This is a genomic window from Nitrospira sp. (assembly GCA_005116745.1).
Classification (GTDB): Bacteria; Nitrospirota; Nitrospiria; order Nitrospirales; family Nitrospiraceae; genus Nitrospira_D.
On record SWDS01000009.1, the window covers coordinates 280,489 to 305,721 of the forward strand.

At 53.1% G+C, this 25,233-nt stretch carries 30 protein-coding genes and 1 pseudogene; 30 read left to right on the top strand and 1 reads right to left on the bottom strand.

All coding sequences use genetic code 11. From position 1 onward, the window contains the following. Window positions 1-3: 3 nt before the first annotated feature. The 28 genes from E8D52_14550 to E8D52_14685 all read left to right on the top strand — a co-directional run bounded on the left by E8D52_14550 (window position 4) and on the right by E8D52_14685 (window position 21,424). Window positions 4-369 (top strand): 50S ribosomal protein L18, encoded by a 366-nt coding sequence (locus tag E8D52_14550; GenBank protein ID TKB66896.1) that lies wholly within the window; start codon window positions 4-6, stop codon window positions 367-369. Window positions 370-453: 84 nt separating this feature from the next. Further along, on the top strand, window positions 454-963 hold the full coding sequence (locus E8D52_14555) for a 30S ribosomal protein S5 (GenBank protein TKB66897.1): 510 nt from the start codon (window positions 454-456) through the stop codon (window positions 961-963). Then, on the top strand, window positions 963-1,181 hold the full coding sequence (gene rpmD, locus E8D52_14560; GenBank protein ID TKB66898.1) for a 50S ribosomal protein L30: 219 nt from the start codon (window positions 963-965) through the stop codon (window positions 1,179-1,181). Before E8D52_14555 ends, rpmD begins: the two co-directional genes overlap by 1 nt. Then, window positions 1,178-1,627, top strand: a complete 450-nt coding sequence (locus E8D52_14565) for a 50S ribosomal protein L15 (GenBank protein TKB66899.1) — start codon at window positions 1,178-1,180, stop codon at window positions 1,625-1,627. The genes rpmD and E8D52_14565 overlap by 4 nt, the downstream gene beginning before the upstream one ends. Further along, entirely contained in the window at window positions 1,620-2,939 is a 1,320-nt protein-coding gene (gene secY / locus E8D52_14570; protein TKB66900.1) for a preprotein translocase subunit SecY, read from the top strand. The genes E8D52_14565 and secY overlap by 8 nt, the downstream gene beginning before the upstream one ends. Before the next feature lie 4 nt (window positions 2,940-2,943). Next, a complete protein-coding gene (locus E8D52_14575; GenBank protein TKB66901.1) occupies window positions 2,944-3,600 on the top strand; it encodes an adenylate kinase in 657 nt (218 codons plus the stop codon). Continuing rightward, entirely contained in the window at window positions 3,597-4,355 is a 759-nt protein-coding gene (gene map, locus E8D52_14580) for a type I methionyl aminopeptidase (protein TKB66902.1), read from the top strand. Before E8D52_14575 ends, map begins: the two co-directional genes overlap by 4 nt. A gap of 32 nt (window positions 4,356-4,387) precedes the next feature. Beyond that, entirely contained in the window at window positions 4,388-4,606 is a 219-nt protein-coding gene (gene infA / locus E8D52_14585; GenBank protein ID TKB66903.1) for a translation initiation factor IF-1, read from the top strand. Between the two features lie 18 nt (window positions 4,607-4,624). Beyond that, the gene (rpmJ, locus tag E8D52_14590; protein TKB66904.1) at window positions 4,625-4,738 is read left to right on the top strand and encodes a 50S ribosomal protein L36; all 114 of its coding nucleotides are present in this window, start codon (window positions 4,625-4,627) and stop codon (window positions 4,736-4,738) included. Between the two features lie 115 nt (window positions 4,739-4,853). Continuing rightward, window positions 4,854-5,252, top strand: a complete 399-nt coding sequence (rpsM, locus tag E8D52_14595) for a 30S ribosomal protein S13 (protein TKB66905.1) — start codon at window positions 4,854-4,856, stop codon at window positions 5,250-5,252. Window positions 5,253-5,279: 27 nt separating this feature from the next. Then, window positions 5,280-5,663, top strand: coding sequence for a 30S ribosomal protein S11 (gene rpsK, locus E8D52_14600; GenBank protein ID TKB66906.1), 384 nt, complete (start codon window positions 5,280-5,282; stop codon window positions 5,661-5,663). Between the two features lie 87 nt (window positions 5,664-5,750). After that, window positions 5,751-6,377: a 30S ribosomal protein S4 gene (gene rpsD / locus E8D52_14605; GenBank protein ID TKB66907.1), complete on the top strand. Its 627-nt coding sequence runs from the start codon at window positions 5,751-5,753 to the stop codon at window positions 6,375-6,377. Window positions 6,378-6,458: 81 nt separating this feature from the next. Continuing rightward, complete coding sequence (locus tag E8D52_14610; GenBank protein TKB66908.1) at window positions 6,459-7,457, top strand: DNA-directed RNA polymerase subunit alpha; 999 nt, start codon at window positions 6,459-6,461, stop codon at window positions 7,455-7,457. A gap of 24 nt (window positions 7,458-7,481) precedes the next feature. Further along, window positions 7,482-7,913, top strand: coding sequence for a 50S ribosomal protein L17 (locus tag E8D52_14615; GenBank protein ID TKB66909.1), 432 nt, complete (start codon window positions 7,482-7,484; stop codon window positions 7,911-7,913). Between the two features lie 163 nt (window positions 7,914-8,076). Beyond that, window positions 8,077-8,649 (top strand): LPS export ABC transporter periplasmic protein LptC, encoded by a 573-nt coding sequence (gene lptC / locus E8D52_14620; GenBank protein TKB66910.1) that lies wholly within the window; start codon window positions 8,077-8,079, stop codon window positions 8,647-8,649. Continuing rightward, the gene (locus E8D52_14625; GenBank protein ID TKB66911.1) at window positions 8,618-9,229 is read left to right on the top strand and encodes a hypothetical protein; all 612 of its coding nucleotides are present in this window, start codon (window positions 8,618-8,620) and stop codon (window positions 9,227-9,229) included. The genes lptC and E8D52_14625 overlap by 32 nt, the downstream gene beginning before the upstream one ends. Then, window positions 9,226-10,008 carry an LPS export ABC transporter ATP-binding protein gene (gene lptB, locus E8D52_14630; protein ID TKB66912.1) on the top strand — a complete coding sequence of 261 codons (783 nt, stop codon included), beginning with the start codon at window positions 9,226-9,228 and terminating at the stop codon, window positions 10,006-10,008. Before E8D52_14625 ends, lptB begins: the two co-directional genes overlap by 4 nt. Before the next feature lie 19 nt (window positions 10,009-10,027). Beyond that, a complete protein-coding gene (gene rpoN, locus E8D52_14635; protein ID TKB66913.1) occupies window positions 10,028-11,536 on the top strand; it encodes an RNA polymerase factor sigma-54 in 1,509 nt (502 codons plus the stop codon). Window positions 11,537-11,580: 44 nt separating this feature from the next. Beyond that, on the top strand, window positions 11,581-11,892 hold the full coding sequence (raiA, locus tag E8D52_14640; protein TKB66914.1) for a ribosome-associated translation inhibitor RaiA: 312 nt from the start codon (window positions 11,581-11,583) through the stop codon (window positions 11,890-11,892). A gap of 169 nt (window positions 11,893-12,061) precedes the next feature. After that, window positions 12,062-12,928 (top strand): RNase adapter RapZ, encoded by an 867-nt coding sequence (gene rapZ / locus E8D52_14645; protein TKB66915.1) that lies wholly within the window; start codon window positions 12,062-12,064, stop codon window positions 12,926-12,928. Window positions 12,929-13,031: 103 nt separating this feature from the next. After that, on the top strand, window positions 13,032-13,277 hold the full coding sequence (locus E8D52_14650) for a MerR family transcriptional regulator (GenBank protein TKB66916.1): 246 nt from the start codon (window positions 13,032-13,034) through the stop codon (window positions 13,275-13,277). A gap of 15 nt (window positions 13,278-13,292) precedes the next feature. After that, window positions 13,293-14,399 (top strand): type IV pilus assembly protein PilM, encoded by a 1,107-nt coding sequence (gene pilM, locus E8D52_14655; GenBank protein TKB66917.1) that lies wholly within the window; start codon window positions 13,293-13,295, stop codon window positions 14,397-14,399. Next, window positions 14,396-14,953 (top strand): hypothetical protein, encoded by a 558-nt coding sequence (locus tag E8D52_14660; protein ID TKB66918.1) that lies wholly within the window; start codon window positions 14,396-14,398, stop codon window positions 14,951-14,953. The genes pilM and E8D52_14660 overlap by 4 nt, the downstream gene beginning before the upstream one ends. Further along, window positions 14,950-15,597 carry a hypothetical protein gene (locus E8D52_14665; protein TKB66919.1) on the top strand — a complete coding sequence of 216 codons (648 nt, stop codon included), beginning with the start codon at window positions 14,950-14,952 and terminating at the stop codon, window positions 15,595-15,597. Before E8D52_14660 ends, E8D52_14665 begins: the two co-directional genes overlap by 4 nt. Window positions 15,598-15,600: 3 nt before the next feature. Then, a complete protein-coding gene (locus E8D52_14670) occupies window positions 15,601-16,209 on the top strand; it encodes a hypothetical protein (GenBank protein ID TKB66920.1) in 609 nt (202 codons plus the stop codon). Next, entirely contained in the window at window positions 16,206-18,182 is a 1,977-nt protein-coding gene (pilQ, locus tag E8D52_14675; GenBank protein ID TKB66921.1) for a type IV pilus secretin PilQ, read from the top strand. The genes E8D52_14670 and pilQ overlap by 4 nt, the downstream gene beginning before the upstream one ends. 255 nt (window positions 18,183-18,437) lie before the next feature. After that, the gene (locus tag E8D52_14680; GenBank protein ID TKB66956.1) at window positions 18,438-19,538 is read left to right on the top strand and encodes a 3-dehydroquinate synthase; all 1,101 of its coding nucleotides are present in this window, start codon (window positions 18,438-18,440) and stop codon (window positions 19,536-19,538) included. Window positions 19,539-19,636: 98 nt separating this feature from the next. After that, complete coding sequence (locus E8D52_14685; protein TKB66922.1) at window positions 19,637-21,424, top strand: NAD+ synthase; 1,788 nt, start codon at window positions 19,637-19,639, stop codon at window positions 21,422-21,424. A 362-nt stretch (window positions 21,425-21,786) separates the two neighbouring features. Here the strand turns inward: E8D52_14685 and E8D52_14690 are convergent. Continuing rightward, a pseudogene (locus E8D52_14690) lies at window positions 21,787-22,899 on the bottom strand (ISNCY family transposase). A gap of 255 nt (window positions 22,900-23,154) precedes the next feature. On the opposite strand from E8D52_14690, the gene E8D52_14695 reads away from it, so the two are divergent. Together E8D52_14695 and glnA are read left to right on the top strand one after the other, a co-directional pair. Next, on the top strand, window positions 23,155-23,493 hold the full coding sequence (locus tag E8D52_14695; protein ID TKB66923.1) for a P-II family nitrogen regulator: 339 nt from the start codon (window positions 23,155-23,157) through the stop codon (window positions 23,491-23,493). Window positions 23,494-23,550: 57 nt separating this feature from the next. Further along, window positions 23,551-24,960 carry a type I glutamate--ammonia ligase gene (gene glnA / locus E8D52_14700; GenBank protein TKB66924.1) on the top strand — a complete coding sequence of 470 codons (1,410 nt, stop codon included), beginning with the start codon at window positions 23,551-23,553 and terminating at the stop codon, window positions 24,958-24,960. Window positions 24,961-25,233: the final 273 nt, after the last annotated feature.

Here is a 25,233-nt window from a genome sequence, read left to right on the forward strand (position 1 = left end):
GCCATGAATGCTGCAGACAAAGTTCGACAACTTAATCAACGACGCCGTCGAGTGAGACGTGTGATTATGGGAACGACCAGCCGGCCGCGTCTGAATGTATTTCGAAGCGCGGCCCACATTTATGCCCAGATCATTGATGATATTCAAGGTGCTACTCTGGCGGCTGCCTCATCGCTCGATAAATCGCTACGCAAGTCCATGAAATCGACTGGTGGCATTGAGGCGGCTAAGGCAGTGGGGAAACTGATCGCTGATCGGGCCAAGGCTGCAAAGGTAACTACCGTAGTTTTTGATCGAGGGGGGCGGATGTATCACGGTAGAATTAAGGCACTTGCAGATGCATCGCGTGAAGGGGGCTTGCAATTTTAGGCTGAGGCGGGATACGAGGCGAGCAAGAAATGCGTTTGATTTTCTAGCGAACTGTTACTGAACTTAGGACTGAGGGGTAAGAGCGTGCGAGTCAATCCCGATGAATTGAGCCTGAAAGATAAAGTTGTATTTATCAATCGTGTGGCAAAAGTCGTGAAAGGTGGAAAGCGTTTCAACTTTTGTGCACTCGTTGTTGTCGGCGACGGTCATGGGTGGATAGGGATCGGTAAGGGAAAAGCTGCTGAAGTCCCGGTTGCAATTTCAAAAGCTGTCGAACAAGCCAAGAAACACCTTGTTCATGTTTCACTGAAGGGCGCAACTATTCCCCATGAGGTGCATGGTTTGTTTGGCGGAGAGCATGTGCTGCTGAAGCCCGCCGTCGACGGTACTGGAATCATCGCCGGGGGGGCGGTTCGTGCTGTCGTGGAGCTGGTCGGTGCGCATAATGTCATCGCGAAAACATTGGGCCGTGGAAACCCATTCAATACCGTTCGTGCTACCCTCGACGGGCTCACTCAATTGCGGAATTTGGACGATGTTCTTCGCTTCCGTCGACAAGTACTTCCGGATGGTCGAGAAAGGGCTGCGGTGTAATGAGCTCATCTAAGACGCCTAAAACTTCAGAGCATGCTGCTCAAAGCGTGCGCGTGACGTTACGACGGAGTCCCATTGGGACGCCTGAGCGGCATCGCCTTGTATTGCGTGGCCTCGGTCTTCGACATATTCGACAGACAGTTGTCCATCCAGACACGCCTCAGGTGCGAGGACTAATTCAAAAAGTAGGCTACCTGCTTGAGGTTGGAAAGCCATGAAACTTCATGATTTAGCTCCAGCAAAAGGGGCAAAGAAGCGAAGGAAGCGTATCGGACGCGGACCTGGGTCTGGTCACGGGAAGACGGCTACCAAGGGGCATAAGGGACTTCTGGCTCGATCTGGTGGTGGTAAACGCCCAGGGTTTGAGGGTGGACAGATGCCGTTGGTACGACGGCTACCAAAGTTCGGATTTACCAACCCATCCAGGACAGAATATTCCATCGTCAACGTTAAGAGTTTTGAACAATGGGTTGGAAATGAGACCGTCACTCCGCAAGCCATGGTTGATGCTGGATTGGTGAAGCGAAAGAAACTTCCAATTAAAATTCTTGGCAACGGTGAATTAAAGAGAGCACTCGTTGTTCAGGCACATAAGTTCAGTAAATCGGCTGAATCAAAAATCCAAGCAGCCGGAGGGCGAGTCGAGGTCATCGGCGGTGCTTGAACGGCTCCTGACAAGCTTTCAGAATATCTTTAAGATCCCCGAGCTGCGTACTCGTGTTCTTTTTACGCTTGGAATGCTCGTGGTGTACCGAGTTGGGTCTCACATCCCGACTCCTGGCATCAATGGAGAAGCCCTTTCCGAGTTTTTGCAGAAACAAGGGGGGGCCTTGCTTGGGTTCCTCGATATTTTTTCAGGCGGATCTCTGTCCCGGCTGACGATCTTTGCGCTTGGCATTATGCCATACATCAGCGCATCGATCATCCTTCAGTTACTGACGGTCGTCGTCCCTCATTTGACCAAATTAGCCAAGGAGGGGGAGCGTGGCCGCAAGAAAATTATTCAGTATACCCGGTTCGGGACGATCGGTATCGCTCTGATTCAGGGGTTTGGGATTGCGGTTGGATTAGAACAAATGAATCAGGGCGCCTTCGTGTTGCACGCCGGATGGGGATTCCGTCTGATGACGGTCATTACACTGACGGCTGGCACGGGTTTCTTGATGTGGCTCGGTGAACAGATCACCGAGCGAGGAATTGGCAATGGCATCTCGTTAATTATTTTTGCTGGTATTGTAGCCAGGCTTCCTTCGGCCGTGGCGCAGACCTATAATTTATATGAAATCGGGCAGCTCAATGCGTTCTTATTGATTGCCTTGGCGCTCTTAATGATTGGCGTTGTGGCCGCGATTGTTTTCCTAGAAAGTGGGCGGCGGAAAATTTCCGTGCAGTATGCAAAGAGGGTGATTGGGAGACGAGTCTATGGAGGACAGAGTACGCACATTCCTTTGAAGATTAATACGGCTGGCGTTATCCCTCCGATATTTGCCTCCTCGATCATCGCGTTTCCTGCAACCATTGCCGGATTTTTCGAAACCCCTTGGGTGAAATCAATCGGTGATCAGCTGGCTCCTGGCTCGCTGCTGTACACATTGATGTATGTGGGCTTAATTCTCTTTTTCTGTTTCTTCTACACGGCGGTCGTTCTGAACCCCGTTGATATGGCCGACAACATGAAAAAGTACGGAGGGTTTATTCCTGGCATTCGACCTGGGCAACGAACCTCAGATTACATCTACAATGTCTTAACTAAGATTACATTTGCTGGTGCCATCTATTTGGCCATTGTCTGCGTGATTCCTGAATTGTTGATTTACAAGCTGAATGTTCCATTTTACTTTGGTGGCACCTCCCTGTTGATTGTTATTGGCGTGGGACTGGATACGGCCCAGCAAATTGAATCCCATATGTTGATGCGGAATTATGACGGGTTCTTGGGTAAGGGGATGGCACCGTTGCGCGGGAGAAACGGCTAAAATCATGCGGCTTGTATTTCTCGGTGCTCCGGGTGTTGGGAAAGGCACACAAGCGGATAAGGTCTCGGTTCACTATCGTATACAAAAGATTTCGACTGGGGAATTGCTTCGAGAGGCGGTTCGGGTTCAGTCAACTCTTGGTTGTGAAGCGAAAGAACATATGGATCAGGGAAGATTGGTCCCTGATTCGGTTGTCATAGGGCTGGTGCTGGAGAGGTTGGCAGATCCTGCATGCGCAAATGGTTTCATTCTCGATGGGTTTCCACGGACGGTTCCTCAGGCAGACGCGCTTGGGAAGGTGCTCGTTGACCGGAGTCTTCCGCTGGATCGAGTGATTAACTTTAGGGTTTCCCGAGAAGAAGTTGTGAAGCGCCTGAGTGGGCGTCGGAGCTGTCCAAAGTGCCAGGCGACATATCACCTTGAGTTTGCCCCATCAAAGAACGGCGACCTCTGTGAGCGATGCGAAGAAGCGTTGATTCAGCGAAGTGATGATCAGCGGGAAGCGATTGAGATGCGCCTCCGTGTGTACGAAGAGCAGACAGCGCCATTAATAGACTTTTATGAGAAGCGGCAGGTATTGTCGCATCTTAATGGTGCTGAGGCGGTTGGCACGGTATACCACAACCTCGTCAAAGTACTCGCGACACCTCAGACCGCATGATCATTCTGAAAACGCCAGCCGAGATCACGGTGATGGCAGAGGCGTCAAGGGTGGTAGCCGAGGCGCTAGCGATTGTGAGGAAAGCGGTCTGTTCCGGTATCAGCACGGAAGAGCTGGACCGCATTGCCGAAGAGGCAATACGGGTGAGGGGGGCGATTCCGGCGTTTAAAGGCTACCGGAACTTTCCAAAAACCCTCTGTGCATCTGTGAACGAGCAGGTCGTTCACGGTATCCCTTCGAAGAGAAAGCTCAAGGAGGGGGATATCATCGGGCTTGATCTTGGTGCTATTGTGGGTGGATTCTATGGGGATTCCGCGGTCACAGTAGCGGTTGGCAGGATTCCGGAGGCGACGGCAAAGTTGATTCAGGTGACGGAAGAGGCGCTCTATCTCGGGATCAAGCAGGCGGTGGTCGGCAACCGTCTGACGGATATCTCGAATGCTGTGCAGCAACATGTTGAGTCTGCCGGTTTCTCAGTGGTGACGGAGTTTGTGGGGCATGGGATTGGTCGGCAGCTGCATGAAGAGCCTCAAGTTCCCAACTATGGGAAGTCTGGTCAGGGGCCTCGATTGCAACCTGGTATGGTCCTGGCGATCGAACCAATGGTGAATATGGGTCGGAGTGCCGTTCGTGTTCTTGATGATAGATGGACCGCGGTCACGGTAGATGGGAGTCTGTCTGCCCACTTTGAACATACGATCGCTATCCAGCCAAACGGGGCGCCTCGCGTTTTAAGTCAATCGGAGAAGACCTAGGTTAGGTTACACAGGAAAGAATATAGAAGGACGTGGCAAAAGAAGATATTATTGAAGTCCAGGGCTCGGTAGCAGAAACGCTTCCTAACGCCATGTTTCGGGTCAGGCTGGATAATGGCCATGTCATACTGGCTCACATCTCAGGGAAAATGCGGATGCATTTTATCCGCATCCTCCCCGGCGATAAGGTCACGGTGGAAATGTCACCATATGATTTGACCCGGGGCCGAATTACCTATCGCTTTAAGTAACGGGAGTGGCGAATTGTTATGAAGGTCAAATCATCAGTGAAGCCCATATGTGCCAAATGCAAGGTTGTGCGTCGTTGTGGGGTGGTGCGGATTTTATGTATAAATCCACGTCATAAGCAGCGGCAGGGATAGCCGCAGAAATAATAGGGAGTCTCGAACAGTCACTGTTATCGTAGCGCTGCTACGGCAGGCTCAAGCGGTGAAGTGGTTGATGCTCTAGTACTCAGTACTTATATCGGGAGGCAGAATGGCACGTATTGCTGGCATCGATTTGCCACGAAATAAACGAACGGATATCGGGCTGAGCTACATCTATGGAATTGGACGTATATCGGCTCGGAAGATTCTCAATGAAGCGGGGATTGATGGCGCGGTCAGGATTAATGACCTGAGCGAAGATAAGATCGTCAAGTTACGTGAAATCATTGAGCGCGATTACCGGGTTGAAGGAGACCTCCGCAAAGAAGTGTCGCTGAATATCAAGCGGCTGATTGACGCGGGGACCTATCGAGGGTTGCGTCATCGTAAAGGCCTGCCTGTCCGCGGACAGCGAACTAAGACCAATGCTCGGACACGTAAGGGACGGCGCGCAGGCGTCACTAGCAAGCCGAGATCGACGATGACTAAAGGGGCCTCAAGCACTTAGTCTGCTGAAACAGCCAGAGGAGTTCGCATGAGCATCAAAAAAGGGAAAAAGAAAGAGCGTCGGATTGTTCAGAGTGGCGTGGCCCATGTCCAGGCGTCATTCAATAATACGATTGTGACGATCACCGACATGAGTGGAAACACGCTGGTCTGGGCAAGTGCCGGCAATCAAGGATTCAAAGGATCACGGAAGAGCACCCCCTTTGCTGCTCAGCGTGCTGGAGAGGCTGCAGCGAGAAAAGCTATGGAAAGTGGGATGCGGCAAATCGATGTCTATGTGAATGGGCCAGGTTCTGGTCGAGAATCAGCGATCCGTTCCCTTCAAGGAGCGGGTTTGCGAATTAATCTAATTCGCGATGTCACGCCAATTCCGCATAATGGGTGTCGACCTCCCAAACGGCGGCGAGTGTGATTTTCTCTATGTATGCTCAGAGTTCATGGGCGAGACCGCAAGGCCTGTTGCTAGTGAGTCAGTAAGTTCTATTGCGAGGAGGAAGCAGTGGCAAAGTATCGTGGTCCAGTCTGTCGGTTGTGTCGGCGAGAAGGGGAGAAGCTTTTTCTCAAGGGCACGCGCTGTATGACGGAAAAGTGCGCGATCGAACGTAGGAGTTATCCGCCTGGTCAACATGGGCAGGGGCGACAGCGAACCTCTGACTATAGTCTCCAGTTGCGGGAAAAACAGAAACTTCGTCGTATCTATGGACTTCAGGAATGTCAATTCCGTGGCGTCTTTGAACGCGCTGAACGACAGACCGGCGTCACGGGCGATGCCCTATTGCGGTTGTTGGAGTGCCGCCTGGACAATGTTGCGTATCGCTTAGGGTTCGGTGCTTCGCGCAAGCAAGCTCGCCAGATGGTGAGTCATGGTCATTTCACGATCAACGGGAAGAAGATCACGGTGGCTGGGGCGCTGGTGAAGCCTGGAGATGTGATCCAGATTCGTGAACGGAGTCGAGACATGGCCGCGTTCCAAGCGGCCTTAGAATCGGTTGATAGTCGAGGTATTCCTGATTGGCTAGAGCTTGACAAAGGCGCATTTAAAGGAACGGTGCGCGCCTTGCCAGCCAAGGAACAGATCGCATTGCCAGTCAATGAACAGATGGTCGTGGAATTGTATTCACGATAATCCGCCGGTCTGCGGTGCGGTCTTTGGGCATCGGCGCTATCCGCCAATGTCTTAGTCACTCGATGGTATGGAGGGTGGGTCATGATTAAAGCGATGAAAGACTTTCAGATCCCAATGCGGGTGGAAGTCGATAAGGATGCACATTCTCCCACATTTGGACGGTTCACAACGGAAGCATTTGAGCGGGGATTTGGCACCACGATCGGGAATGCCCTCCGTCGCATTTTGCTGTCCTCGCTCACGGGAGCTGCGGTGACCACCGTGAAGATTGAAGGGGTCGTGCACGAGTTTTCGACGATTGCAGGTGTGACGGAAGATGTTACGGCAATTATTCTGAATATTAAAAGCTTGCGGCTGGCGCTCCACACGGATAAACCAAAGACGATACGATTGAAAAAGAAGGGGCCTGGAGAAGCAAAGGGGGCAGATATTCTTCACGATGGCGACGTGACAATTCTGACGCCAGATTTGCATATTGCCACTCTGGACAAGGATGCGACCCTAGATATTGAGATGACTGTGAAACATGGCCGTGGGTATATGCCGGCTGAACGTAACAAGGAAGAGGGATTGCCGATCGGAGTGATTGCCATCGATTCCATCTTCTCTCCTATCAGACGAGTCAATTTCCATGTTGAGAATGCACGGGTCGGTCGTATGACTGACTATGACAAACTAACAGTGGAGATTTGGACCGACGGTACCATCAGCCCGCGTGATGCCCTATCTACAGGGGCTGGGATTTTGCGAGAACATCTGGATATTTTCATCAATCCGGAAGAGCGAAGCGAAGGCAAGAGTGAAGCGGGATACGAGGAATCTCATCGGGAAGTAAACAAGAATCTCTCTCGTGGCGTGAATGAGCTGGAGTTGTCCGTCCGCGCGGCCAATTGCCTGAAGAACGCGAATATCAAAACGATCGCTGATCTCGTCCAAAAGTCTGAAGGGGAGATGCTCAGGACAAAGAACTTTGGGAAAAAGTCCCTCAACGAGATTAAAGAAATTCTTTCTGAGATGGGGCTTTCGTTAGGAACAAAAGTTGAGGCTTCCCCATACAATGGAAGTCCGAAACCTGAATGATGCTTTCCAATCAAGAGGACTATCGTGCGACATAGAAAAAAGGGACGACAACTTGGACGGCAGACGAAACATCGATGGGCGTTGTTTCGGAACTTAGTGACCTCGCTGTTAGACCACGAGCGTATCGAGACCACGGGAGCTAAGGCTAAGGAGATACGAGGGTTTACCGACCGCATGATCACTCTTGGCAAGGAAGGTACGCTCCCCGCGCGGCGCCGAGCATTAGCCTTTATCCGTAGCAAGGACGTTGTGTCTAAGCTGTTTAGCGATGTGGCGACACGATTCAAAGATCGTCCAGGAGGGTACACCAGGATCATTAAAACTCGTCGCCGCATTGGCGACGCTGCTGAAATGGTGGCCATCGAATTGGTTTCTCGTCAGGAATTAGCTACCAAGAAAGAATCCAAACCTGGCACTGCCTCGCCTGCATCTACTGATGCTGCACCTTCAGCATAGTTTTTAACTCGAGCATTTAGCTGTCCGTCTGGAGACTCCCATGTGACAACACATGGGAGTCTTTTTGTTTCCACTTCCCCAGAGGACGTTTACTTGACAGATTATGCATGCTACGATCATGCCAGCTATCGGTATGAATCTATATCGGGGAAATTCTTAGAGCATGTGGGAACTTATAGCAAGGCGGGCCCTTCTCACCTTGAGTGTGTTGTTAGCAACCTTTCTCGGTTATCTTCTCTTCAGAAATGCCGACTCAGCACAGAATAGCCGTCCCCTCACCCCAGAGTCGATTGAACAAGCAGATGCCAAGATCTTGGAGTTTATCTTTACCCAATCGAAAGGGAATGTAGTCCAGTGGCAGGTGCAGGCGAAACAGGCTCGATTATTTGAGCAAGATAAGCGTGCCGTGCTGCGTGACGTTGCCCTCACCTTCTACGGCGCTGGAGGAGATGAGGTGACCGTGCACGGGGAAGAGGGAACGTTAGATACGGGGACCAAGAATTTCAAGTTGGCAAATCGCCAAACGCCCATTGTTGTGGAAACGAGGAGTGGGTATACGATTTATACCAACCATTTGGTCTGGACGGACGAGGCACGAGAAATTCGGACCGAGGATCCTGTCCGCATGGTGGGGCATGGATTGGAGGTGAGGGGGCAAGGGCTAATTGGGCGAATGGAATCAGAAGAATTTGAGGTTTTACAGGATGTGCATGTGGATCTGGCTCCTTCTTCTTAGTGCCTTCGGCGTCGGATCAACCTGGGCAGCTCCTTCAGCGGAATCTGTGAATCTGAAGAGGAGCGTGGAGGCGCCCGGTGTCCCAACCACAATTACCTCAAAGAAAATGACAGTCCGAAATCAAGACAGCCAGGCTATTTTTGAAGAGACGGTTGTGCTGACCCGCGGATCACTTATCGTTCATTCTGACAAAATGGTTGTGTTGTTTACTCCACGAAATCACGATTCCTCGCTGCCCTTGGGAGGTGGCACGGACCGTCATGAATCCGGTCAGAATTCATCGGCTCAAAAGGAGCACAGCGCCGTGTCGCCGATGTCGAATCGTTCCGTCCAACGTATCGAAGCGACCGGCGATGCTCATCGTGTCAAGATTAAGTACGAGAACGGTAACGCGACCTGTCAAAAAGCCGTGTATTTCGTTGACAGGGAGAAGATCGTGTTGACGGGCGATCCCATAGCTTGGGAACGGGGCACCCGTGTCAGCGGCAAGCAAATTACGATTTTCATGGCGGAAGAGCGGAGCGTGGTGGAAGGTGGTTCACATGTTCGCATTGAAGATGAGGGGCCGAGTCAACCATGACCCAGAGTGTTCATGCAGAGTCTGAGGCTCTCGTCGACTCGATTGCGGTGCAGCGGGGGCATTGTCTACGCGCCACGGGATTGGTGAAAAGTTTCCGTGGACGCAAAGTCGTCAAGGGCGTCGCAGTCGAAGTCTATGCCGGTGAGGTGGTCGGGCTTCTGGGTCCGAATGGAGCAGGTAAGACCACAATCTTCGACATGATGGTCGGACTGTGTCAGCCGGATGAAGGGGAGATCACCTTCATCGGAGAATCCGTAACCAACTTGCCTATGTATAAACGCGCACGGCGGGGAATCGGTTACCTTCCTCAGGAATCGTCTGTGTTTCGACGACTCTCGGTTGAACATAATGTCTTGGCGATTCTTGAAATGCTAGGGTATGCTCGTAAAGAGCGAAGTCAGCGGGTGGATGCCTTGCTCAAGGAGCTAGATCTTATCCATATACGAAAGAGTATGGCCTATGCCCTCTCAGGAGGAGAGCGTCGGCGCTTGGAAATCACACGTGCGCTGGCAGCTACACCGTCCTTCATGCTGTTAGATGAACCGTTTGCTGGGATCGATCCAATCGCTGTTGCGGATATTCAGCAGATCATTACGCGCTTGAAAGAGAAAGGGATCGGTATATTGATTACCGATCACAATGTACAGGAAACGCTTTCAATCGTCGATCGTGCCTACATTATCAATGAAGGATTGATCTTAGAGGCGGGGTCTCCTGAAGCTATTGTGCAGAGTCCAACGGCTCGGGCCGTTTATCTTGGGGAACAGTTCAAGTTGTAGAAGAGTAGTAGGGGTATTGATGAAACTCCGTCTGGTTCCACAGCTCTCGCAAAGACTCATCATGACGCCGCAGCTGCAGCAAGCGATTAAGCTGCTGCAGCTGTCTCGACTGGAACTGCAGCAGAGCCTCACGCAACATCTCCTGGAAAACCCTTTACTCGATGAGATGCAGTCCGATACCGAGGAAGGCGAGTCCTTGGTCAATGAGGAAAAGGTCGAAAATCCCGCTGCATTGGAAGGGCAGGATCGGTCTGACCCAGCAGTTGAGACACGCGCAGAACAAGGGTCACCGGAGGAGTTTTCCGCTTCCGGGTGGGAAGAGTATTTCGGCAGAGATCAGCGGAGCGGCGCGTCCGAATATTCCTCGGCACAAGATGAGTTTCCTTCGTATGAGCAAACGGTGGCAAAAGCGACGTCTCTCGAGGAGCATCTCCTCTGGCAATTGTCCTTGTCCGGGCTCAGTGATCGAGAAAAAGAACTTGGTCGATTGATCATCGGCAATTTGGATGACGATGGCTATCTTCGCATTTCTTTGGCTGAGGTTGTGGCCGGGACTGATTTTGCCGAGTCCGAAGTCGAATCTGTGCTCAAAGACATTCAAACGTTCGATCCGACCGGAGTTGGTGCGAGGGATCTTCCCGAATGCCTGCTGCTACAACTCGGGCATCTAGGTCGGAAGCTGTTTGGATCACTTGGGTCGCCACCTGGTGCATTGAAAGGGTCAGTTATCGAGAATATCGTGTTGCACCATTTAAAAGACTTAGAAAAAAAACAGTATGGCAAGGTCGCGAAGGCTTTGAGCGTTACGGTCGAAGAGGTCTTTCAAGCGACGAAAGTCATTGGAGAACTTGAGCCAAAACCAGGGAGGCCGTTTTCCAATACCCAGAACTACGTTATTGTGCCTGATGTGTTTGTGGTGAAGAATGAGGGGGAGTGGGTTGTTCTGTTGAACGACGATGGGCTTCCACGCATGAGAATCAGTCCGTATTACAAACAGCTTATTTCTTCTGGACAGAGCGGAACATCTGAAACCAAAGCATATATGGATGAAAAGTTGAGGGCCGCTCAGTGGATTATTCGAAGCATTGAGCAGCGCAATCGGACCATCGTGAAAGTGGTTTCTAGTATCGTCAAGTTCCAGGAGCAATTTTTCGACCATGGCGTCCAATATCTCAAGCCCTTGGTTCTCAAACAGGTGGCCGAGGATATTGGGATGCATGAATCTACGATTAGCCGTGTGACGGCGAATAAATATATGTATTGCCCGCAGGGCATGTTGGAACTCAAGTTTTTCTTCAACGCCGGGCTGCAACATGTTGATGCGCCATCAGGGATGCATTCCTCCGTTTCCGTCAGGGATATGATCAAGACCATGGTGGCTGAAGAGGATGCAAAATGTCCTTTGAAAGATGAGGAAATTGCAGCCCGGCTTCGCAAACAGGGAGTGATTATTGCGCGGAGGACTGTGGCAAAATATCGAGCCGAGTTGAATATTTCGTCCGCCAGTCAACGTAAGCGATTTTTTTGATATCCGTTGCTTCGCATCCAGCTTGATCACAATTGGAGGTGGGCATGAAGCTGAGAATTACGGGGCGTCACATGGACATTACGCCAGCGCTTAGAAGCTATGTGGAAACCCGATTCGGTCGCCTTGATCGATACGGGCTGAAGGTCGGATCGCTGCAAGTAGTATTGGGAGTCGAGAAGCTTCAGCATAAGGCCGAAGTGATTGGTGCGGTCAGTGGCAAACGAGTGCAAGCCAAGACAGCAACGCCTGAGATGTATGCCACCATCGATGCCCTAGTTGACCGTGTAGATGCGCAGTTTCGAAAATGGAAAGACCGCCTTGTTAATCATAAGCCGGCTCAACCGAAGAGGGTGTGATCGCATTTTCTACGCGAGTCTCTTGTGAAATTATGTGGTCGTTCTTTGGCGCACGCCATGCGTCTGACCGGCTCAGAGCGTTCCACGTTATTGAGTCACGCGTGAGGCTGGCAGCCGAATCCCAAATGGGAATATCTCAGCTATATCAACCGAGACAATATGCGATCCCATGGCCCGACTGAATCTAGTCATTATTAGTGGGTTGTCGGGCTCTGGTAAAACCTATGCCCTCAAAGCATTTGAGGATGCTGGATATTTCTGCATCGATAACCTTCCTCCAGCGTTGCTCCCAACTTTTGTCGATCTCTGCAACCAGCAGCAAAGTGAAATTGCTAACGTTGCCCTTGGGATTGATATTCGAGAGCGTGCGTTCTTTTCGGATTTCGTTGATATCCTGGAGAGAGTGAAAGCGCTTGGCCATGCTATTCAGGTGCTTTTTCTTGAGGCTCGGGAAGAAGTATTGACCAGGCGCTTTTCAGAGTCCAGGCGCCCACACCCACTTTTGCCACATCTTCCCGTCTTGGATGGAATCCGATTCGAAAAGGAGCGTGTAGCTGAACTCCGATGCCAGGCTGATCGAATTATCGATACGTCCGATCTGACGGTCCATGAGCTTGGTGAGTTGCTTGCAAAGCAATTTCAACGGGAGTCATCGGATCGACGACTGACAATCTCACTCATCACCTTTGGATATAAATTTGGGGTGCCGTACGATATCGATTTGTTGTTTGATGTGCGATTTCTCAGGAACCCATTTTTCGTGCCTGAACTCAAGCCTCTTTCTGGAGACAATCCGCTGGTCCGGACCTTCGTGCTCACAGACTCTGATGCCATATCACTTTTGCAGCATCTCGAAGGTTTTCTAAAGTTTCTCTTGCCGTTATTCCAACGAGAGCGGCGTAGTTATCTGACTATCGGTATTGGATGTACCGGCGGGCGTCATCGCTCGGTCGCGGTTGCCGGGCGTCTTCGAGAAAGCCTTGCCGCCCTAGGGTACGAGGTTGGCCTCAAGCACCGAGATATCGACAAATCGTAGCCGATTGATGGAATAGTAGCCACCGTTTTCCTGCCATTACTCTCGCTTTCTTAACGCTTCCTTGACAGGTAGAGCATATTGACTATACTTAGCCTTGTGAATAATGCAAGGTATCCGAACAGGTATAAATACTGAAGTGACGAAGCCTAAATATACATCAAGTGCAGTGGGGTTTAAGGCCTATCAAGTGTGTGGCTTATTTGATATTTCCAAGGCGACCCTCTTTCGCTGGGAGCGAGAGGGTGTCATTACCGAACCCGCTCGAGATTGGAGAAACTGGCGACTGTATACGAGAAAGAATGTGGATGAAATCGAGAAAGTTATTCGCGCCAGAAAGGCTGTGGTGTAAGGTGGCAGGTATTGCATGTTGACTTCATTCAAAAAGCTCTTCGAAACCGACATTGTTGGGATGCTGACCCCTCGACGGCAGTTAGTGGGCCTAGATATCGGATCTAGTGTGATTAAAATTGCTCAGCTCAAGGAAAGTAAGGGGCGGTACATTCTCCAAAAGTTCGGCGTGAAACCTCTTGAACCGGAAGTGATTGTCGATGGAACGGTCATGGATGAAGGACGTGTCATCTCGGCGATTCAAGAATTGTTTGCGGAAGCCAACATCAAGAACAAGCATGTCGCCATCTCGATCTCTGGGCACGCCGTGATTGTGAAGAAGATCAGCCTGCCTCCGATGCCGGATGAAGAGTTGGAGGGGCAGGTGAAATTGGCAGCGGAGCAGTACATTCCCTTCGATATCAACGAAGTGAATATCGACTTTCATGTTTTGTCTATGGATGCATCAGAGGATCAGCAAGGGGATATGTCGGTGATTCTTGTTGCCGCGAAGAAAGACAAGATTAATGAGCTGACCGAGTTGGTCAAGGCTGCCGGACTTGTCCCAATGGTCATGGATGTCGATGCGTTTGCGGTTGAAAATATGCATGCGATTAATTATCCGATGGCACAGGAAGAAACAACGGCGTTGGTGAATCTCGGCGCGAGCGTGATGAACGTGAACATCATCCGTGCGGGGTCGTCGTTATTTACGCGTGATATACCATTAGGTGGAAATAGGTATACTGAGGCGATTCAGCGTGAGATAGGGCTCTCATTTGAAGAGGCTGAAGAGGGTAAGAAAGCTGATCATGTGGGTGACTCTAGCGGAGGGTCGTTCACCAGTGTCATGGACAGCGTGAATGCGGAAGTAGCGTCCGAGATCGCTCGGACGGTGGACTACTTCAAGACATCGACCACCAACGCTGAGATCAGTCGTGTTCTCGTCTGTGGAGGTGTGGCTAGGGCAAAAGGGCTGATTCAGCAGCTCGGGGATAGGATGCAATTGCCTGTCGAAATGGCTGATCCATTCGCTGAAATCGATGTGACTGGCTGTGATATGGACCCTAACCTACTCGCAGATTTGGCTCCATCGGCCGCCGTCAGTGTCGGACTGGCCTTAAGAGCGGTGGGGGATCGATGATTCGGATTAACCTCCTTCCGGGTGGGCCCAAAGGAAGGCCGACCAAACCTCAGTATGACGTGCGCGCACAGGCTCTGCTCGGGGTTGGACTAATCCTGGTCACGCTGGCTGGGTGTTGGTGGTATTCGACCTCGTTGGACACCGAGCTTGAAGCTCGGCAGGAGGAAAAGCAAGCGAAAGAGAAGCAAGTTGCTCAGCTGAAGGAGCAGGTTAAGCAGGTGCAGGACTTTGAGCAACGGAAAAAGCTTCTTGAGGACAAGAACCGGATTATCGATCAGCTTGAGCAATCCAGAATGGGTCCGGTCAAGGTTCTCGACCACGTGAGTCAGAGTTTAGAGCCCCTCAAGGTATGGCTCACAAGGCTGGGTGTGGCATCCGATACCGTGGAGTTAGAAGGGAAGGCCTTAACAAACGACGACGTGGTGGAATTCGTGAATAACTTGCGACGGACGGATTATTTCACTGGCATCAATCTGCAGGAGAGCAAGGCTGCGGTTGAAAACAAGATTAATGTGTACCAATTTCGTTTGGCCTTTCGTCTGAAGGGATCATGATGGCTTTGCCACAGCTCAATCTTGATGCGCTTCGCAATGTGCCAGCCTCGCAAAAGGCTGCGCTCTTATTCCTGCTCATAGGTGGCATGATTGCAGGTTTCTATTTCTACATTGCAGAACCGAAGTCTGCAACGATCACGGCGCTCGACGCTGAAAACAGCAAGCTGGAGAGTGAAATTCAAACACTTACGATTAAAGTGAAACATCTCGATGAATTGGTTGCCGCCAATAAGCAGCTAGAGATTGAATTAGCAAAGAAAAAGGAGCGTCTCCCTCCGGAAGAAGAAGCGATCATGCTGCTGAAGCAGGTGTCTGACCTCGGCGTACGATTGGGACTTGATATCAGACTATGGAAGCCAGGCGCCCAGACTGAAGATGCGTCGAAGCTTTTCATTAAGATGCCGGTCAGTGTGGAAGTAGCTGGGGCGTATCACACGGCTGCCCTGTTTTTCGATCGGATCAATCGACTTCCGCGGATTGTTACCGTATCGGGTCTTAAGATGGGATCGCCGAAGATTGAACAAGGACGAATTGTCTCGCAAACGGCATTTGACCTGGTGGCATACGCTGCGCCTCAAGAAAAGCCAGTTTCTGGAGGATCTTCTTCGGTGAATGCTCCCAAAGTGGCTCAAGTTGGTAAATAGATTATGAGGAAGAAGCCTAGACAATATACTCTATCCATTGGAGCCAACGTGGTGTGCGTGTGTGTCATCCTTTTAGGACGCACTGGTGCACAGGCCGAGTCTCCCCCCGTTCCTGGGATGATCGCTCCGATGAGGCAAGATGCGCTCAGGGTGCCTGCTGTGCCTGAAATTCCAAGAACCGCCCCGCAAACTATAGAAGCGCCATCCTCTGGGGGGGACACCCCGGTGCCTTCTCAGTTGTCCGTACCAGACGGTGTGGTTGGGAGTGGGTATGACCCTTCCGGTCGTCGAGACCCATTTGCACCGATTATCCAGGAGCTTCAGCCGGGGAAGACGGATTCAACTCTTCCACCTTTGCAACGCGTGACCCTGACGGAGCTCAATCTTATTGCCATTGTATGGGGGGCATACGGCTATACCGGGATGGTCCAGACCCCGGATGGCTATGGGTACACCGTTCGACGGGGCACAAGGGTCGGGCAAAATAATGGAGTGGTCAGCGCCGTGACCGAGCGCGGCATCATTGTCCAGGAACGGTTCACTGATGTGTATGGCAAGAAGCAGGAGCGAGAACATGTCAAGCTTCTACATCCCAAAGAGGGCTCAGAATGAAACCACTATTTCGTGCAGATAATGTCCTGACTGCTGGATGTTTCATCGGAGCCTTGGGGGTGTCGCTCACTGCTCTGACCATATGTACCCAGAGGTCCGCAGTGGCCGAAGAGATCGGCAGGATACATCAGGGTGATGTCACGCGGGTCAAAATGGCCACGACACGATTGCTGGCACAGGCCGTGACTGCCATCGAGGTGCGTCCCGAAATGGATGTGGTGACCGTTGTGGTTGCCGGAGATGGCCAACTATTTCCAGAGGCCAACTTTCTGGATGAGTCACGGCTCATCGTCGATATTCCTGCCGTATCGTCCACCCTGAGGCGATCGGTGGTACGGGCCGACCACTACTTGCTCAAGAAAATCAGAGTGGGCCACCATGCTGATAAGGTCAGGCTAGTGTTCGATGTGTCCGAACGCCCGGTGTTTTCTCTGACTCGAGAGGATAATAAGGTATTGATCACTCTGAAGCCGAGCGAACGGAAAACGCCGACTGTTGTCGCTGCGCACAGTGATGGTGGAGAGATGAGCTCATCTCATCCCCAGGCTCGTAGGGCGCTGTTCGAGCCAGGGAGTCGTGTAGTCAAACGGGCGACGAGAATGATCGGCCCCGCGCAGGCTCAGTTCAAGGTGCAGCGCGTCCAGATGGCTGCAGAAAGTGCTCCCGCTGAAAAGGACGACCGATCCGATGATATCGTGGCAGGGCAAACGCGATTTGTCGGTCGGCGGATCTCGCTCGACTTTCAGCAGGCCGACATCACCAACATCCTTCGACTGATTGCCGAGGTCTCGGGCTTCAACATGGTTGTTGGGGAAGGGGTCAAGTCGAAAGTGACCATGAAGCTGGTCAGTGTGCCGTGGGACCAGGCCCTGGATATGCTATTGAAGATGAATGGGCTCGGTATGATTCGTCAAGGGAGTATTGTGTGGATCGATTCGCTGGCAAATATTGCCAAGCAGCAGGATGAGGAAGCCCGGGCTAAAGACTCGAAGACGAAGGCTGAAGAACTCGTCGACCGCGTTTTTTATATCAGGCACATCGTGGCTCAGGAGCTCATGATGACACTGCGGCCGACCTTGGGCCCACGGGGCGTCATGCAATTTAATGCAGGGAGTAATGCGTTGGTTGTGCGAGATACCGAATCCAAATTGGCTGTCATGAAGCAGCTGGTTGAGGGACTTGATCTCGAGGTTCCTCAGGTTCAGATTGAGGCGCGCATCGTCCAAGCCGATACCGTGTATGCGAGAGGCCTGGGGATTCAATGGGGCTTCCAGGCGGGCAATCGCACACCCACGGATTTCTTTGCCCTCTCGAATATTACTGGCCCATTTGGGCAGATAGCCGGGACGGGGGGGAGTACGATCGATCGAAGCTTTCTGGTGAATTTGCCGGCTCAGGTCGGTGGCTTGCCGGCTGTCCCGTCGATCGGCTGGACATTTGGAAAACTCGGCGGCGACTTCGCTTTGGATATGCGGCTCTCAGCCGGAGAGTTGCTCGGGTTAAGTAAGGTGATCGCAGCGCCGAAGATCACCACATTGGATAAGCGCGAAGCGAAGATCTCTCAGGGCGAATCGATTCCCTTTCAGACAACATCTTTACAGGGAACGCAAACGACATTTGTCGATGCAAACTTGGAGTTGAATGTCACACCTCAGATCACCTCTCGTGATCCAAAGGAGGATGGAAAGAGAATTATGCTGCGTGTGCGAGCAACACGAAATGCTGTCGGGGCACGAAGCAATCCGGCCGGTCCGAGTATCGATCGACGGGAGGCAAACACCCAGGTGGTCGTTCGAGATGGCGAAACCATGGTGATTGGTGGAGTCTTTGTCGATAGCCAAAACAACAATGTTCAAGGCGTTCCCTATCTATCTCGTATGCCGGTTCTTGGGTGGTTGTTCAAGAACAAGTCCGAATCAGTCTCGAAACAAGAATTACTCATTTTCCTTACACCAAGCATTATCAAGACTTAAGGACTGTTTTATTTCCATGCTCACCAAGAGCCTGATGATGCTGAAAGGTATCATCAGGCTCTTCTGTTTATCCCGAAGAGATTGCGGTAATCCCACCCACAGTGTGAGCACTCAGCGCGGAACGTAACCGTCTTTTTAGTCATGCCGAGGCTGTGATACGATGGCCTTCCGGTGGATGGTTCACGTACGATCGCAATACAAATCTGACATGCCGTTCTACTCCGCCAGATTCTTCAGGACGACGAAATGACTGCAATCTTCACGGTTCCCGTTTCCCTATCTGAAAGAAGTTACGAGATTGTGATTCAGGCCGGACTGTTGGCGAGGCTTGGTAAGAGATTGAAGGAGCACGGTGTAGGAGGGAAAGTTGCCATTGTGACGGATCGGCACGTCGCTCGGCACTACCTCAAGAGTAGTCTGGAGGCGATCAAGCGGTACGGGATTGAACCCATTCCGATCATTCTGACTCCCGGAGAGCGGTCAAAAACGCTGAAGACGGTGGAGCAGATCCTCGACGTGTTGGCGCGTCATCGGTTTGAGCGGTCGTCGATGGTCGTGGCACTCGGCGGAGGTGTCGTGGGTGATATGGCCGGGTTTGCCGCTTCGATCTACCAACGTGGTATTCCCTATATTCAGGTACCGACGACGCTTGTGGCACAGGTCGATTCCAGTGTCGGAGGAAAGACGGGTGTCGACCATCGGCTCGGGAAGAACCTGATCGGATCGTTTTATCAACCGCGCGCCGTCTGGATCGATCCATTGACGCTGCATACGTTGCCCGCTCGGGAAGTCGTCGCCGGACTGGCCGAGGTCATTAAATACGGAATCATTGCGGACGAGTCCTTCTTCGCCTATCTACAGCGGTACATGCCTGCGTTACGGAGGCAAGCGCCCGGTATCGTCGCGACCGTGGTGAGGCGATCCTGTGAGATCAAGGCCGAGGTGGTGGCCGCAGATGAGCGAGAATCAGATCGCAGGAGAATCCTCAACTATGGGCATACCCTCGGACATGCGCTTGAATCGTTGGGGGGGTATCAGTCGCTTGTCCATGGAGAAGCGGTGGGGATTGGATTGGTACAGGAAGCCGAACTCGCCTGTTTTCAGGAGATCTGTTCTCGTGCAGTGGTGGACTCGATTCGTCGCCTTGTAACGGAGGCAGGGTTGAGTGACCGTATGCCGCCGTGGACCTCGACGAGCATATGGAAGGCCATGCTGCATGATAAGAAGGTGTCAGGAGGGCGGGTCATCGGGGTGTGGCCCGAACGTATTGGGCAGGTGCGGATCGGGCCGATTGACAAACAGATGTTTAAGCAGTGGCATGCTGTTTCACGAGCTTCTCCGCGGAGTCATGCCTAAGCACGGATTACTTGCCAACCGAGCGGAGTCGAGATGAATCTTTCTCCTGTGTCGCGCGCGATCGGACAGCGGGGATAGGCTAGTTTCACCGGAGTTCTATGCGGACGTTGCGTATCGCGATGGCACAGATGAACCCGACCGTCGGGGATCTGACCGGGAACCTCCACCGTATTACGACCTGGATCCGAGACGCGAAGAAGGTCAACGCCGATCTCGTCGTATTCCCTGAACTGGCCATTACTGGCTCTCCTCCCGAAGACCTCCTGCTCAAGGCGCAGTTTGTCGAAGAGAACGTACGGGTTCTGAACGAGATCGCCCAGGCTTGTCGCGGGGTCGTTGCGGTGGTCGGGTACGTGAGACAAGGAGACCAACGCGATCCACATTCCTTCCGGCCGTCGATGCGCTCAGCCGGTCGGCCTGCGCTCTACAATGCGGCCGCAGTGATTGCCGATGGCAAGATAGTCGGGAGTTGCAGTAAATGGCAGTTGTCCAACTATGGAGTATGCGATGAAAGCCGGTATTTTCTCCCTGGAGGGAGACTCCCGATGCTTCTCGTCAACGGAACGACCATCGGGGTGACCATCTGCGAAGATATGTGGTCGCGGGAAGGGCCCATCTCTGTCTACACAGCGGTCGGCGCCGAGGTGATCGTCACGATTGATGCCTCTCCCTTTCATATCGGTAACAGTGGTTCGAGGGAGCAGATGCTGGCGACGAGCGCGCGGGACAACGGAGTCATTGTCGCCTATACGAATATGGTCGGTGGCCAAGATGAGCTGGTTTTCGACGGAAACAGTGTGATCCTGGATCAATCCGGCACGGTGGTCGCCCGTGGCCATGTGTTTCGGGAAGAGCTGCTGGTGGCTGATGTGAACGTGGAAGCCGTGTCACGCGGGCGTATGACGTATGGACAAAAAACGGCATGGACTCGAAAAGCTGTTTTGGCCGTCGATCGTCTCGTGATGAAGGGCGCGGCGATCCAAAAGAAGAAGCGGACTCGAATCGCGCCAGCGATAGCAGCGCCATTAGAGGAGATCGAAGCGGTGTACCAGGCCCTGGTACTGGCCGTGAAAGACTATGTCCGCAAGAATGGATTTACCCGAGTGGTGATTGGAGTGAGCGGCGGTGTAGATTCGGCAGTGACCGCGGCCATTGCGGTGAATGCGCTTGGCGCCGAACACGTGCTCGGCGTCTTCATGCCGTCTCCGTACACCTCACGGGAAAGCGAAGAGGATGTCGTGGAACTGGCGCGGTGTCTCCGCATCGACGTACAGACCATCCCGATTGCGCTGACATGTGAGGCCTATCGACAAGCATTGGCACCCGCATTTGCCGACCGCCCTGCAGATACGACCGAAGAAAACCTCCAGGCTCGCATTCGCGGCAATCTGCTCATGGCGGTATCCAATAAGTTCGGACATTTGGTATTAACCACGGGGAACAAGAGCGAGATGAGCGTGGGGTACTCGACGTTGTACGGCGATATGGCCGGCGGGTTCGCTGTCATTAAGGATGTGCCAAAGACGATGGTCTATGGCCTGGCGAGGCTCTGCAATGCACGTGGTCCGTCGCCGGTGATTCCTGCGCGCATCCTGGACCGACCGCCGACCGCCGAGTTGAGGCCGAATCAAAAGGATGAAGATTCCCTTCCCCCGTACACGGTGCTCGATCCCATTCTGCGGGCGTATGTCGAAGAGGACCGCTCGTTCGCCGACATCGTCGAGGCAGGGTTCGATCGCGCAACGGTCTCGCGCGTGGTTAGGATGGTGGATGCTAGCGAGTTCAAGCGGCGTCAGGCACCTCTAGGTGTCAAGATCACGCACCGCGCCTTGGGCAAGGACCGACGGATGCCGATTACGAACGGCTATCGGATCACGCCGGATTAGACCCAACTGGTTTTTTCCCTAATCATTAGATGTCACGCAAGCCCGTATCCAATGATTCTGGATAGGCGCGAAGCGCCTGGATGCTTTCCCCTGGCGTGTTCTGCTGTCCCCATCTGATGCGCAGAGTGCAGGCCCACAAGAGTTCGAGCCATTTCCTGGAAATTGGACGATTTCCACGTGTAGATAGCAAGTTAAGTTGTCCGGTTTTTGTAGCACATGATCTGTCCGGTATTCGTTCTCCCAGAATTTCAGGGGGACACCGAAATTCTTTCGCGCGCAGTTGCCCGAGGAGCGACGATCGGGCGGTTGCGTGACCGCAGGGTCGAGTCCTTCTGGTGTCTGCCCCCAGCCGTGGAATCACTCAGTTGGCCCTCCGCATTGTAGTGCGCCAAGCACCGCGGGCCATGAAACACCGCCAAGCTTCCATCCGGATACGCATGGACCCGGACCGTGGCCTTCACATAATGGAACCGGTGCGCATCCGGTGGAATCTGCAAACTCCGGCCTTGATACCGCACCGTATTGTCGTTGGCGACCACCCGCTCCTCCTGCACACAGAGTATCTCCGCAAGGTTCGTCCCGATCCATGGGACGAAGGCCGTGCCCGGTTCGGCCGCCGCCATCGCAAACCGCTGATTGTAGACAGGGAGAAACGTGGTGAGCAGATACCGGTTCGCCGCTGCCATGTCCGTAATCCCGGCGAGCGCCAATTCTTTGGGCAACCGATCTTGGAGCGTGCGGAAGGTGCGCTCCGACCGCCCCCGCGCCTCTGGCGAATAGGCGGGGATCAACGTGATGCCTAACTGCTGCAAGGCCCGATGCACCTGCGTCGGCCGGCTCTTATTCACCTTCCCTCCGGCCGCGTCGGTGTACCAGTAGTGCGATCCACGATCCGTATAGAGAGAGCTAAACAGGCCTGTGGTCTCAATGACGTCCCGCAGCCCTCGGAAGCTGCTCATGGTGCCTTCTTCGTCGACGAAGAAGGCCGAATACAGCTCGCTGGTTGCATCGTCCATGGTCACAATGAGATCCCACTGACAGCCGGGCACCCACTCATGAGTCGAGCCATCTTGATGCAGCATCATCCCGGGTAACGGTTTGCGCGGTCGCTTTTTGCGATGCGCGCCGCGACGAGGGGCACGGGGAACACGGCCCGCCGCTTGGAGCCGACTCTTGGTCCAGGTATAGGACCGCCTCCCGCCATGCTCCGTCTGCCAACGCTCATAGAAGTGTTTCACCGTCCAGCCGGTATAGCGACTCTCATACAGCGTCACCATCTGCAAGACTTCGTCGACCGGGGCCGCGCGGGCCGACGCGCGGCCCAGCCGCCGATCCTGCAAGCCCGCCGTCCCCTCAGCTTCATAGCGATCACCCCAGCGGCGAAACGTCCGCTCCGTGACGCCCAGCATCTCCGCGGCCTCCGCCATCGTCAGTTCCCGCCGTTGTCGCCGCTCGTACAGCTCCTCAAATCGCATCTGTCGTACCTCCTGTAGGACGGTTGCCCGCGTCATCGTGGCCCTCCTTCGGAGGACCACCCTAAACCGGACACTTCTCGTGCTACAAAAACCGGACAGATGATGTGCTAGCTACATTGGACGATTTCCACGTTGAGTGATAGGAAAGGATGGGCTATGATGGCTCCCCGGTTGGCTGGGCTCCGCTTCTCAACGGAGCCTCATCGGAGAGCCGTCAGAGGTTGCTGAGCTGGTTGGGCAAGGGGAGGCATCGACATGAAGCTGGTTGAGGCCATCGTCAAACCGTTCAAACTCGAAGAGATCAAGAATGCCCTCTTGGAAATCGGTGTCCAGGGGATGACGGTATCGGAGGTCAAAGGATTTGGGCGTCAGAAAGGCCACAAGGAAACGTATCGAGGCCAAGAGTATACGATCGAATTTGTCCCCAAGGTGAAAATCGAGGTCGCGGTGACGGATGCCCAGGTGTCTCGGGTGATCGAGGCCATCACCGGCGCGGCCAAAACTGGTAGTATCGGAGATGGGAAAATTTTCGTGCGAGAATTGACTGATGTTGTGCGCATTCGGACGGGTGAAACCGGCGAAACCGCGCTGTGACGGTAAGGTCCAAGCGGTAGAACATCATCGCGGAGGATCTCTCAAAGGAGGAACAGTATGAATGTGCGCGAGGTGTTGGAGTTTGCGAAAAAAAACAAGGTCCGGATGGTGGATCTGAAATTCGTGGATTTGCCCGGCGTGTGGCAGCATATGACCATTCCCATAAGCGAGCTGACGGAAGACCTGTTCAAAGACGGGTCCGGTCTCGATGGATCGTCGATCCGCGGCTGGAAGGCCATTAACAACAGCGACTTGTTACTTGTGCCGGATCCTGCCACGGCGTGCCTGGATCCGTTTACCGCGGTGCCGACGCTCAGCTTGACCGGCAATGTTGTGGAGCCAATTTCTCGCGAAAACTATGAACGCGATCCCCGATATATTGCCCAAAAGGCGGAGAAGTATCTGCAGAGTACGAAGATCGGCGACAATTCATTCTGGGGGCCAGAAGCCGAATTTTTCATTTTTGACCATGCCCGATACGATCAAACCAGTCACAGCGGCTTCTATTATCTCGATTCGGAAGAAGGCGCCTGGAACATGGGGCAAGAGGGAGTCAACCTGGGGGGAAAGATCCGCCATAAGCAAGGGTACTTCCCGGTGGCGCCGACTGACACCCAGCAAGATATCCGGAGTGAAATGGTGTTGGAGATGGAAAAGGTCGGCATTGAGGTGGAAAAGCACCATCACGAGACGGCCACGGCCGGCCAGGCTGAGATTGATATTCGATTCGACACGCTCGTGCGGACCGCGGATAAAATGATGCTGTACAAGTATATCGTCAAAAACGTGGCGCGTCGCCATGGGAAGACGGTGACCTTTATGCCCAAGCCGGTGTTCAGCGATGCGGGGTCCGGCATGCATACGCACCAGAGTATCTGGAAGGATGGAAAACCCCTGTTTGCCGGGAAAGACTATGCCGGGATTTCGCAGCTTTGTTTGTATTATATCGGCGGCATCCTGAAGCATGCGCCGGCACTGGCGGCGTTTACGAATCCGACGACGAATTCGTACAAGCGCATCACGCCGGGATTCGAAGCGCCGGTGCTGCTGGCCTATTCCAGCCGGAACCGGTCGGCCGGTGTCCGGATTCCCATGTATTCCCCTAGCCCAAAAGCCAAGCGGATTGAAGTGAGATTTCCCGATCCTTCCTGTAATCCGTATTTGGCCTTTTCTGCAATGCTCATGGCAGGGCTCGATGGTATTCAGAATAAGATCAACCCCGGTGAGCCGGCAGAAAAAGACCTCTACGACCTTGACCCCAAGGAGGCGGCGAGCATTCCGACCATGCCCGGGAGTCTCGATGAGGCGATCAACAACCTCGAGAAGGATTATCAGTTTCTGCTCAAGGGTGAGGTGTTTACCGAGGATCTGATCGAGGCCTGGATCGGCTATAAGCGGAGCAAGGAGATCGATCCGATGCGTCTGCGTCCGCATCCGTACGAATTTTTTCTCTATTACGACGTCTAGTGGGGGAGGGCGTGGAATGGGGCCGCAAGAGGCCTGGTGGTTGAGTAGGGCTTTCGGTAAGCTGCTTTCCAGAAGGTGTGGTTGACAGTGCGTTCTTCGACAGGCTGCCAGCTCTCTGTTTCAATGTAGCCGGGCTTCGACCGGCCGGTACCTATCTGACGAGAGAATTCCATCACTTGTAGCACGCACACGCCTGGGTGCTCACAGTCAAATTCCTTGTGGGTTTTGGTGGACAAGAACCGTGTCATCATGTGAAGTCGAAGGTATACCGAT